8 protein-coding genes are annotated in these 12,486 nt (G+C 49.4%); 6 read left to right on the top strand and 2 right to left on the bottom strand.

Going from position 1 to position 12,486, the window contains the following annotated elements:
* Positions 1–8: 8 nt before the first annotated feature.
* The 6 genes from PQI28_RS09380 to PQI28_RS09355 are packed head-to-tail and all read left to right on the top strand — an operon-like array spanning position 9 to position 7,613.
* Entirely contained in the window at positions 9–1,643 is a 1,635-nt protein-coding gene (locus PQI28_RS09380; protein WP_339963113.1) for a DUF2194 domain-containing protein, read from the top strand.
* Positions 1,643–3,082, top strand: a complete 1,440-nt coding sequence (gene pelF, locus PQI28_RS09375; protein ID WP_339963112.1) for a GT4 family glycosyltransferase PelF — start codon at positions 1,643–1,645, stop codon at positions 3,080–3,082. The genes PQI28_RS09380 and pelF overlap by 1 nt, the downstream gene beginning before the upstream one ends.
* Positions 3,045–4,481, top strand: coding sequence for an exopolysaccharide Pel transporter PelG (gene pelG / locus PQI28_RS09370; protein WP_339963111.1), 1,437 nt, complete (start codon positions 3,045–3,047; stop codon positions 4,479–4,481). Before pelF ends, pelG begins: the two co-directional genes overlap by 38 nt.
* 15 nt (positions 4,482–4,496) lie before the next feature.
* On the top strand, positions 4,497–6,224 hold the full coding sequence (locus tag PQI28_RS09365) for a CotH kinase family protein (protein WP_339963110.1): 1,728 nt from the start codon (positions 4,497–4,499) through the stop codon (positions 6,222–6,224).
* The gene (locus PQI28_RS09360; RefSeq protein ID WP_214784430.1) at positions 6,221–6,919 is read left to right on the top strand and encodes a polyphosphate polymerase domain-containing protein; all 699 of its coding nucleotides are present in this window, start codon (positions 6,221–6,223) and stop codon (positions 6,917–6,919) included. The genes PQI28_RS09365 and PQI28_RS09360 overlap by 4 nt, the downstream gene beginning before the upstream one ends.
* A gap of 13 nt (positions 6,920–6,932) precedes the next feature.
* Entirely contained in the window at positions 6,933–7,613 is a 681-nt protein-coding gene (locus PQI28_RS09355) for a DUF4956 domain-containing protein (RefSeq protein ID WP_214784433.1), read from the top strand.
* Between the two features lie 70 nt (positions 7,614–7,683).
* Here PQI28_RS09355 and PQI28_RS09350 read toward each other — a convergent pair whose 3' ends face one another.
* Positions 7,684–8,787 (bottom strand): transglutaminase domain-containing protein, encoded by a 1,104-nt coding sequence (locus PQI28_RS09350; RefSeq protein WP_339963109.1) that lies wholly within the window; start codon positions 8,785–8,787, stop codon positions 7,684–7,686.
* Positions 8,788–8,979: 192 nt separating this feature from the next.
* On the bottom strand, positions 8,980–12,486 hold a 3,507-nt coding region (locus PQI28_RS09345; protein WP_339963108.1), incomplete at its 5' end, for an Ig-like domain-containing protein.

The following is a 12,486-nucleotide window of genomic DNA, read 5'->3' as shown; positions in this document are numbered from 1 at the left end:
GATTTTTTATGAAATATACATTTAAGATTCAAAAAGGGATGTATTTAATCGGTGGCTTTATCGCGCTTTTCGGCTTCATCTTCATCCTGATTCGTTCAGATGTTGTCTTAAAGTTCCCACTGTTCTCAGAGAGTAATCCGACATCAATCCAATCACAATCCGTCTCTCGTGCAGATGGGATGCTCGACTCCTATTTAATATTGAGCAGTACCCATAATAAACAGCTTGCTGAGCGTCTTCAGGAACGTTTTCGTTCGATTGGTAAAGAAAGCACTCTCAAGAACATTGAACAACTGACGTCTTTGACGGATGAGAAGACGGTCATCATCGCGACAGAACATCTCGACCGTTTAAAAGACCGGGATATTCTTCTCGATTATGTCGAAAAGGGCGGGACCGTCTTGTTTGCCACACGCCCGTCGCCAAGTGATCGACTGATGGAGATGTATCGCCAGATCGGCATCATCGAAATCGGATCATTTGTGGAGACGACTGGCATTCGGTTGACCTCTCCGTTTTTCGAAGAGGATGCCGCCAAGTCATTTGAGTCAGAACGTCTATTGAACTCGTCACTCGCCTTACGGATTGACCCAGAGGCCAACTTACTCGCCACGTCCTCACAAGACTTGCCTTTACTGTGGTCAAAAACATACGGGGCAGGCCGATTCATCGTATTCAATGGCACGATGCTTTCCGAGTTCAACCAGCAGGCGCTTCTATTTGTTGGTCTCGCCCAAGGAGAACCTGTGCTGCGACCGATCTTGAATGCAGAAGTCACGACGCTTCAAGGTTTCCCATTTTTAGCCTCGAACGAGCGCCTCGTGACAAAGTCGATGACCGACCGTGACTACTTCCGGAACGTGTTTTGGGCCGACGTACAGCGCCTCGGCGCCAAATACGGGTTGAACTATGTCCTCGCCACGACGAGTCCTTCGTTGAATCCGACACCGGCAACCTCTGCATATTCGGAAGACTTAGCGTTTTACGGACGAGAGACACTACGATCCGGCGGAGAAATCGCCGTCTCAGGTTCCTCTTCCGAAGAGATTCGCGCAACGAAAACACAGTTTGATTACGCGTTACCCGGTCTCACCATTAAATCGTCTTATCTGACTGATGGAGAGACAGCTCAAGGCGTGTTTGATGATCATATGACAGAGATCGGGACGGCCAGTTTTCCAATAAAAACGGAAGCGGTCGTACAACTGCCATCGACCCCGCTCGACTTTTCCGACCCGGACTGGACAACGTGGACGCTTTTCAACGAGCTCGTGACAAGTGGGGGTATCTCGATGACGCTCTCCCCTCAAAGCATCACGTCACAAACAGAAGGCGAGGCGTTGGTCACAGCCTTTCAATCTGTCTTAGATGAACAACGTCACGACGTCCCATGGCTCCGCTCGATGAAAGCGTCGGACGTCGCACGAAACCATCACTTTTTTGAAGGTCACGTGTATGTCAGTCAGTCAGAAAACTTGTATACCTACACGTTGGACGAAGCAGCTGGTGCGACGTATTTTTACCTTCAATCTTCACAAGAGATTGAAGAGGTGGACCAGTGCGAAGTCGAACGAATCGGCCCTGACTTATATCTCGTCAAAACCGAAGCATTATCCTTCTCAATCCGATTGGAGGCGAAATGATGAAGATTTGCTTGATTTCAGAAGGCGCGTATCCTCACGTGACGGGTGGTGTATCGAGCTGGATTCAGTCGCTCATCACCGAGATGCCCGAGCATGAGTTCATCGTCTACTCCATCTCGGCAAAAGAAGTGAAAGGAAGTAAACCGAAATATCCCATTCCTGAGAATTTGGTTGAACTGCATGAGATTCACCTCGGTGATTATGTAGATCAGAAGATCGTCAGCGGAAAACGTTACAATCTGACGGACGCGGAACGTCTCGCCTTCCTGTCCCTCATGTCGGAACGCCAGACGGACTGGGACGTATTGTTCCAGTTCTTTACGAGCGGTCGCATCGATTCGGTCATGAACTTCCTTGGCAGTAAAGATTTCTTCGATATCGTCAGCACGCTTTGTGAGAAAAGGTTCGTCCAAGTACCGTTCACCGATATGTTTTGGGCGCTCCGCTCGATGCTGTTACCGTTGTTCGTCTGTATCGATCACAAAGTACCGGAAGCGGATGTCTATCATAGCGTCTCGACCGGCTATGCGGGCGTACTCGGCGCCCTCGCAAAATATCAGTACGGCAAGCCGTTGCTCTTAACGGAACACGGAATTTATACACGGGAACGTGAAGAAGAAATCATCAAAGCCTCATGGATCAAAGGTTACTTTAAAGACGTATGGATCGATTATTTCTATAGCCTCTCCTACTGCGCTTACGGCTACGCCGATGACGTCAGTACGTTGTTCGAAGGGAACCGAGAGATTCAACTGGAGCTCGGTTGTCCGCCGGAGAAGACGTTCCTCGTCCCGAACGGCATCGATGTGACACGTTTTTCACCCGAAAGCCGTACGACACGTCCTGGTGTACACATTGGTGCCATCCTTCGGGTCGTCCCGATCAAAGACGTCAAGACGATGCTTCAAGCGTTCGCCATCGTTCAAGAGAAGTTCGCGGAAGCCCAGTTTTACCTCATCGGACCGTTAGATGAAGACGAGGAGTATTACGAGGAATGCCTCGAGCTCGTCGACATGCTCGGACTCAAACATGTTCATTTCACGGGACCTGCCAACGTCCAAGACTACTTGTCCTTTTTAGACATCCTCGTCCTCTCGAGCATCAGTGAGGGACAACCGCTCGTCATCCTTGAAGGACTCGCCATGGAAATCCCGTTCGTCTCGACCGATGTCGGGGCTTGCCGTGAACTGCTCGAAGGCCCGAACGACCGCTTCGGCAAAGCCGGCAGCGTCGTCCCCGTCATGCATTTTCATCTGTTGGCGCATGAGATCATCAAATTGATCGAACAGCCTGACGTACGCCTGACGTATGGGGAGAATGGACGGGCACGCGTCGCGAATCTTTATACGTTACCGATGATGATTGACGCGTATCGCACTTATTATGAGAAAGGAGAACGTCATGGCCGGAATCGGATTTCAATTGAAACGACTGTATGACAAATCAGGATTTTTCGGACAGCTCCGTGCGTACGGCTATTCGGCCATCACGGCGGTCGGTCCGATGTTCCTCTCCATTTTGCTGATCACCGCATCGCGTGAATGGTTGCTCTACTTGAATGTCGGAGCGAGCGAAGTGAATATCTACATGGCGGCCGTCCAGTACACGTTCATCTTCTCGCAACTGTTGACGGGTGGATTTTTATTTACGATCTCACGGTTCGTGGCGGACCAGACCTTCTTAGAAAAAGAAGAAAACGTCTTGTCCTCGCTCTACGGACTCATCAGTCTGATTGTCGTCATCGGTCTGATCATCTCTGTGTTGTTTTATATGGGGTCGCCCCTCCCGTTCAGCTATAAGCTCGTGACGTATCTGTATTTCACGCAGCTATCTGTCATCTGGATTTTATCGATGTACGTGTCTGCCTTAAAAGACTATAAAAAAATCGTCACGAGTTATGTCCTCGGGACGTTGGTCGCGGCGTTCTTCATTTGGTTGTTGACGTCCCCGCTCGGTCATCCGACGGCGACGTCGGTGTTCATCGGACTAAATCTCGGCTTCTTCGTCATTTTGATCCGATTGTTCCGCGACATCCATCATTATTTCCAAGTGAATAACCGCAACTACTTCTACTTTTTAGTATATCTCGAGAAGTATCCGCTCCTTTTCTTGATTGGAACGGCCTACTACTTCGGATTGTATGGCCATAACCTCGCCACCTGGTTTAGTGACCGGGCGATCATCGTCGGCGAGACATACTTGATGGCGCCGTATTACGACACGCCAGTCTTCTACGCCTACTTGAGCGTCCTTCCGTCGCTCGTCTTGTTCATGGTGACGCTCGAGACGACGTTTTATACGTCTTATAAGAAATACTACGGTCGGATCTTAAACGGGTATCCGTTCCAAGACATCCAGACCGCCAAGCGTGAGATGTTCCGTGTCCTCGGCTCAGAGCTCTTATTCATGGCCCAAGTCCAGATGCTCGTCACGTTCATCTTCTTATTCCTCGGTGTCCGTTTATTGCCGTTCCTCGGCATGACGCAAAATCAGATCGACATCTTTATCATCGTCGTACTCGGTAGCTGGTTCTTGAGTCTCGTCATCACGATTTTCTTGATTCTACTGTACTTCGACGAGCGTCGTGCCGCCATCCAGCTGACAGGATTTTATGCGGTCACGAGTTTCCTCGTGACGCTCGCCCTCGTCCTGTTGTTCGATGTATACGGCGTCGGCATGTTCCTCTCTGCCATCCTCGCCTTCATGTGGGGAGCACGATTACTCATCCGAAGTTTGAACGATATCGACTATACGACGTTCTGCTCGCAGCCAATCGTCTATCAAGAAGTGACGACAAAAACGGAGCTATTTTTACGACGCATTGGAAGTCTGTCTTAGAAGGAGTTTATATGTATGAAGCGTTTGCCTTACCCAAGAGTGATGATTGGCCTCATCATTCTCTTCTTCCTCTTGTTAGGTATACAAGCCTTATTAAAAGCACCCGAATCAGGCGCTACATCGACGGAACGTGCAGAGACGACGAACGAGGTCGCCACACTCGATGCGACATTCAAAGAAGATAAGCGTGTCTATGACAAGCATGACGGGAACAAGCTCGAGCATGTGTATGTCACCATCTTCGACCAACGTACCGTTCCCGAAAATGACTTGACGTTGTATGACTTGAACGAGTCGTACAAACAGTACAGCAACCTCGAGAGCGGTCCGAAGCTATATGTCCATTTCGAGACCGGGGATGCGAAAGGACCGGACGGCATCCAATTGTTCGATGAACAGGAAGTGAATGCGACGATCCAACTGCGAGGCCGGTCGAGCCGTCTCGAACCGCAAAAATCTTACAAGATTCGCCTTCAAGACAACGCAGGTCTTTGGTACGGTCAAAGCGTCCTCAACTTGAACAAACATGCCGACGACCGCACCCGCGTCCGGAACCGACTCGCATTCGCGTACTATGAACAGTTAGACGATATCTCCAGTCTACGAACGAACTTTGTCCAGTTACACGTCCGGGATATGACCAATCCCGACAAAGCCGATACGTTCGAAGATTACGGACTCTATACCCACGTCGAACAATTGAACGAAGAAGCACTCGCCGCACGCGGGCTCAATCCGGATGGTCATTTGTATAAAGCCGAGAACTTCGAGTTCTTCCGTTATCCCGACAAACTCTTGCCGAGCGATGACCCGAACTATGACAAAAAAGCGTTCGAATCGGTATTGAAGATCAACGGCTCTGACAATCATGACGAACTGTTGACGATGCTCGACGACTTGAACGACTTGTCGAAACCGTTCGATCAAGTGTTCGACAAGTACTTTGATGAAGACAACTACCTGACCTGGCTCGGGACGAACATCTTGTTCGGGAACTATGACACGATGTCGACCAACTATTACCTGTATAGCCCGCTCAACTCGGAGAAGTGGTACTTCATGCCGTGGGATTTTGACAAGGCGCTCGGTCGGGACACGGAACGTACCGATGCCATGCCAAGTTGGCAACAAGGGATTCAGCGCTACTGGGGAACGCTTCTCCATCGTCGCTACTTAAAAGACCCGGAGAACGTCAAGTCGCTCCAAGCGAAGATGACGGAACTTCAAGAGGTGATCAATCCGACCAGAACGAAACAATTGATCGATGGCTTCTATCCCGTCGTCTCACCACTCGTGACGAGCGAACCGGATTTACGTTTCTTGAAGATCGAGGCGTCTTCTTATGAGGCGAATTATCGGAGATTAGAAGACATCACGGCGAAATACGCGACAGACTTTGAACGGTCGCTCGAAAATCCGATGCCAATTTTCCTACAGTACAGTCGAGACGGGAAACAAGATGTGTTCCGCTGGGATGCGTCATACGACCTTCAGAACGAGGAGTTGACGTATCACTTCGAATTGAGCACCTCGCCCGACTTCACGACTTTACTCAAAGAACAAGCGAACTTGACGACGTTCTCTTATTCGATGCCGGCTCTCGCGCCAGGTCGCTACTATTGGCGCGTCATCGTCAAAGATGAATCGGGCAACACGCAAATCCCGTTCGACTACTACCGCGACAACGACCGCAAGCTCTATTGGGGCGTCCAACAAATCGTCATACCAGGAGAAACATCATGAAACGATTCCGACATGAATTAAAATATTTTATCAATGAGCAAGACTATCATACGCTTCGGGAGCGTATCGCCACGATTTTGAAACAAGATGAGCATTCCGTCTCTCGTGACGGCTACTTGATCCGAAGTCTCTACTTCGACAACGTCTATGACCACGACCTGATTCAAAAAAACAGCGGCATCTTCCGTCGGAAAAAGTTCCGCATCCGCACATATAACTATTCGGATACTGTCATTCGACTTGAGAAGAAGAGCCGCCAAGGCGAATATATCCTCAAGTCGTCCGTCGCCATCACGCGCGAGGAATACGAACAGATTTTAGATTGGGAGTATGATTTCTTACTCGAGAAGACCGAACCGCTCTACCATGAGTTTTATTCGTATCTCACGGGTACGATCATGCGCCCTCGGGTCATCGTCGATTATGTACGCGAGGCATACGTTGGCAGCCTCGGCAACGTTCGGGTCACGTTTGACAAAGAACTGAGTTTCGTCACGAACAGTGTCGACCTGTTCGAACCAAACCCGGTCTCCGAAGAAGTCCTTGATTATCCGAAGACGATTCTCGAAGTGAAGTACGACGAGTTTTTACCGGACTATATCCGGCAAGTGTTACAACTTCATACCCATCAACGTTCCGCCATCTCGAAATATGTACACTGTCGGATGGCGAGCATTCAATATCACGGATTTTAGAAAGTGAGAGCCTATGGACACAACCGTAAACTTTAACGACATTATCAAAAATAGCTTTTTAAACGAGTTCAGCTTCGGCAACTTGTCAATCGTCGACGTCATGCTCGGACTGCTCACGGCTTTCCTAGCGGGGAGCTTCATCTACTTCATCTATAAAATTACCTATCGCGGCGTCCTGTATAGCCCGAGCTTCAACGCGACCCTCCTCGTTATGACGATGATCACGTCGCTCGTCATCATGACGATTTCGACGAACGTCGTCCTCTCGCTCGGGATGGTCGGGGCGCTCAGTATCGTCCGCTTCCGGACGGCGATCAAAGACCCGCTCGACGTCGTGTTCATGTTTTGGGCGATCGCTGCCGGTATTTCGAGTGGTGCCGGGCTCTACTTCCTGACCCTGTTCGGTGCAGCGGTCATCGGAGCCGTCATCGTCAGCCTCGCTCGTAAAAAACATACGGATACTCTTTATCTTCTTGTCATCCATTACTATGAGGACGGGAACGATGAAGTACGACGAGAGCTCCAGCAACTCGACTACACGCTCAAGTCGAAGATTGTTCGGAAAGACGTCGTCGAACTGACGGCTGAAGTCCGCTTGAAAATCGACAACACGGCCTTTATGAACCGATTGAATGACATCGAGGAAGTGCGAGATGTTTCTCTTGTTCAATACAATGGGGATTATGCTGTTTGATGCAACGGGACCGATTGAACGATCGGTCCTTTTCGTATGCAAAAAAAGCGAAAGGGATCTCCCTTCGCTCTCATAATTGAATATTCTGCGTGGCTGTCACCGGATAACGACCAAATTCCCACGTGTGGTCCGCGCGAAGCGTCGCGTCCGAGACGAGGAAGTAATCGAGTCGCCCGTTCCCAGGCTGGTTCGGGACCGGGTCGTTCCACGTCGTATCGAGATGGTACCATTCGTTGTTCACACGAACGAGATTCCACGCATGAAGACCGCTTGCGACTTCCCCGGAAATATAACGTGCTTCGATGCCTGCCGCCTCTAACAATAAGAGCGTCGTCAGCGCATAGCCTTCACACACCCCTTCCCCGTTGAACAAGATCGAATACGGCGTATATGGACTTGCTAGACTATCTAGATTGTAGGCGGTATGCGAGACGATATAGTCGTTGACGTATTTGACCTTGCCGACTTCATCCAAATCACGCGGCATGTTGCGAATCACTTCGCTGACGCGTTCTTGTACTTGTGCGGCCTCGGAAGCCGTCATGTCATAGTTCAATTTCATCTGTAAGTTGAAGACGCCATTCTGCTCAATCCATTTCGATTCCCCTCCACGCGAGAGGCGATACACGTAAATGTGATGGCGCTCGATCCATTCCCACGCCGCGTCCATCGTCTGTTGCATGTCTCCCGTATCCCCGGTATATGGAATCGTGAACGTCTCATCGAATCGGGTCATATGATAAGCGATAGCCGTCCCGAGCGTTTCAGCTGAATCAATCTCGTATGGGAGTTTGAACGTCTTACCGAGAACGGTTGTCTCACTCTCGACGTGTTGTGGACCAAACCAGTTCACCACGTCAAAAGACTTCGTTTCTTGCGTGACGATATTCCCACTCACACCAGCAATCCCGAAAAAGATCATCGCAAGTGCCCATCTTCCGACAAGAGCCAAAGAAGACAACCATCCATATTTCAACACACGATTCAGCTCATCATTGACGGCTTGCTCGAGCTGGTGGCGATTCATCAAGTTCCTTCCGTTGAGCTGAAAGACGACACCTCGATAGATGGGATCGAGTATGTCAAACTGACGACCAGGGTGATGTTTCGCAGCACGTAACGCATGACGGACTGAAAACAAGCCGGCACGTAAGCGCGTGTGAATCCGAAACATCTGAAAGGCGCGCACTCCTAACAGACAACCCAAAGGTAAACAAATCAACAATAAAGCCGTTCCAATCATTACAGGACTCATACATTCACCCTCACACCACTAGTCTCTTCAATTGTCATTATAAACCAATAAAAAGATTTATATGTATAAAAATAGAAAAGCACCCCATCATCATGATAGGATGCTCCTCGGTTAGCGGACGACTTTTGTCGTCTCCTTCAGATCTTGATACCCACTCTGTTTCATCTTCACTGTGACCGTCACACCTGATTTCTGACGGGGAATCACTAGTTTATAATTTCCTCGGGAATCAACTTTAGCCGTCTTGCTGATGGCTTTCGTCCCGACAAATGCCTGAACCGTCGCCCCTTTGTTCCCTTTACCCGTCACGTAAGTCTGACTCGCCCGGATCGAGTTGACAGAAAACGTACGGAACGTGTTGAGGACACGTAGTGACGTGATTGGCGAAAGGTTGCCGGCGGCGTCTAACGCACGAACCGATACGGTTACACCGACTTTTGTCGTCTTTATATCGTAGCGATACACACCCGTACTGCTTGCTTTCGCTTTATACGTGCGGTTGTTGTAGTAAATGTACACCATTGCTCCCTTTTCCGCTTTCCCCGTCACGCGAGTCGATTTGTTCGTGAGCGTGAGTAGAGTCGGACGAGCAGGTGCTTTCTTATCGATGGTGAATGTAAGTTGTGTGATGTTCCCAGCGGCATCCGTCACACGGAGTGTATAAGCTCCAGAAGTATTTACTTTCGTCTGATTAGCGATCCGTTCCCCGTTCAATGTCGCCGTTCCTTCATTGAACTTGATGACGAGGTCTTTATTCGTCAATTGGCGATGCGTCACCCCAGTCACGACTGGAGAGGTGCGATCAATCGTAAACGTTTCGCTCCGCTTGTTCCCATGCTCATCTGTAATCTCCAACGTATACTTCCCTGCTGTGGCAATCGTTGTCCCGGAAAGGAATGGCTTCCCGTTCAATGTCGCCGTCCCTTCTGTAAAGGTTGGTTTCACTTCTCGATAGGCGACTTTTCCTGACGTGAAGCCACTGAGTGCAGGAGGTGTCGCATCAATCGTGAATTGAACGACCGTCTGATTTCCAGCTCGATCGGTGACGATCAATGTATAGTTTCCGTCGGTTGCGATAGCTTGACCCGATGTGAACGGTTTTCCGTTCAGTGTTGCCTCTCCCTCACTAAATGTTGGTTGAGCGGACGGGTATGTGCCAGCTTCTGTCACACCTTGAACCTCGACTGCTGTCTTATCGATAGTGAACGTGATTTTTGTGACGTTCCCTGCCTTATCCTTGACCTCTAGTTCATAGACGCCTTCTTCCGACACGACTGTCCCACTCGTGAACGGTTTATCGTTCAAGGTCGCGGTTCCTTCGCTGAAGGTCGGACGTGCCGATTGATAGTATCCATCAGCCGTCACACCCTGAACTTCGACTGCCGTTTTATCGATGGTGAACATGACCTTCGTGACGTTCCCCGCGTCATCTTTGACCACTAGTTCATAGATGCCCTCTTCTGCCACGAGCGTCCCACTAGTGAACGGTTTGTCGTTCAAGGTCGCGGTTCCTTCGCTGAAGGCCGGACGTGCCGATTGATAGTATCCGTTAGCTGTCACGCCTTGAACCTCGACCGCTGTCTTATCGATGGTGAACATGATCTTCGTGATGTTCTCCGCGTCATCCTTGACCACTAATTCATAGACGCCTTCTTCCGACACGACCGTCCCACTCGTGAACGGTTTGTCGTTTAAGGTCGCGGTACCTTCTCCAAAGACTGGAGTAATATTTCGGTTAAATGATCCGTTTTGAATATTGCTGACGACAGGCGCGGTACGATCAATCGTGAATGATTGCTTCGTTTCATTTCCTGCTTTGTCTCGAACAATCAGCGTATACGTTCCGTCTGTCGTAATCGATTGACCTGACGTGAACGATTTCCCATTCAACAACGCTACTCCTTCATTGAAGGTCGGTGTCACGATTTGATTGGTCAAATCGTTCGGCACTCCCGTCAAAACAGGCGCTTGTTGATCCAACGTGAAACGCACGGTTGTCTGATTGTTCGCTTCATCCTTAACCACTAACTCATAGGTTCCATCCGTTTCAACACGGACAGGCGACGTGACAACATTGCCATTCATCGTCGCTGTTCCTTCATTGAACGTGAACGAGACAGGTTGAGCGTAGAAATGGTCATGTGACACACCTGTCACGATCGGTGCAATCACATCTTGAATTGACTTCGTCCAAACGTCACTCGCCAGCATCCCGTGAGTCGCTTGGATTGAGAATGTTGATTGATTGGTTAACTGTAGGCCGTCGAAGACGAATCGACCCGTTTCATCGGTCGTCACTGTAGATGTGTCTGCGCCGAGTGTCAATGTCACATGTGTCCCCGGTTCTGCCGTTCCTTGAATCGACGTATCTCGGTTCGTCACAGGATCAATCGTCATGATTTCATATCGACGGGATACGGTCTCAGATGTACGATCAATCTCATCCTTCGCATAAGCAGAGAGGCTCACGGTCTCATTGAGCGTGAAGGGACCTTCATAAACAGATGCTTGATTGTTGCGTGTGACATGAATCGTTCCATCGGTCGCAGTCAATCCAACCGTCTGACCTTTCAAATAGATGCCACTGTCGAGTGTGGCAGTTACGACTGGAATGTCCGTCTTATACACTCGATATGACCATCGGTGAATCTTACCGTAAGCATCGGTCATCGAGAAACGTAACGTCCGATCTTCCGGAGTCTTCAACTCGACACGGAATGTCCCGTTCGCTTTCGTTTGGAGTGGTTCTCCATTTAAGTAGAGCGTCGACAACGGAATGAATGATCCCAATACTGACACCTGTCCGTCTTGTTCGAATACAGGTGTGCTTTCGAGTCGGAATGGTAACGTATCATATAATTGATTCGTCGCAGTCATCGAATAGACACTGTTCGACCCTGACATGACGACCATTCCATCTTGGGAAGGGGTATAGTACCCAAATGTGAAGTATGTGCCGCGAAGTTGCCCCTTCACATTTACTCCTCCGGTCAGTCGTAATCGTCCACCCACGTACACATTGCCGTTCAATACCGTTCCTTGTCCGACCGTCAATGTGGCACCTGGCATGATGTAAATATCCTGGTTCACCGTTGTGTAACTCCAAGACTCATTTGACTTAACGATGCGAGCATCGACAGGCGTGATTGGAGCGAGCGTTTTAACTGTGAAAGATAACCCTTCTGTCACGATGGTTTCATTCGCATTCATATCTTGAATACGCAAGGACTGGAGTTTCCATGTTGCTGCTTCTTTAGGGAATGCGCTACGAGATAGCTCCATGTTAAACCCATCAGTCGTGACATTCGTACTCGACAATGTCACTGTTTCATTGAACTCGTTCACAAACGTGGCATCGGCTGACTTTAGCTTCAAGTCATCAGACGCAAAGATGGTGAAGGATTGGAAGTCACCTTCATCAAGTTCGAGTGTTGCCGAATCGATTTTTTCGAAGGTTGGTTTGACTGTGTCGGACGAAGGATAACGTAACGTGAAACCTTGAGTGTCTTCTACATTTCGATAGACCGTTCGATCATTCGAGCGAGCGTCCACCAGATACACGTATTCGAGGACGTATCGCCCAGATTCCATCCCCTCCTCAATCGTGAATGCTCCTTC

Origin of the sequence: Exiguobacterium sp. USCH10, assembly GCF_037619445.1 — a bacterium.
Taxonomy (GTDB): Bacteria; Bacillota; Bacilli; order Exiguobacteriales; family Exiguobacteriaceae; genus Exiguobacterium; species Exiguobacterium aestuarii_A.
Note: the sequence above shows the minus strand (reverse complement) of the source record. Positions and strands in the feature narration are given on the sequence as shown.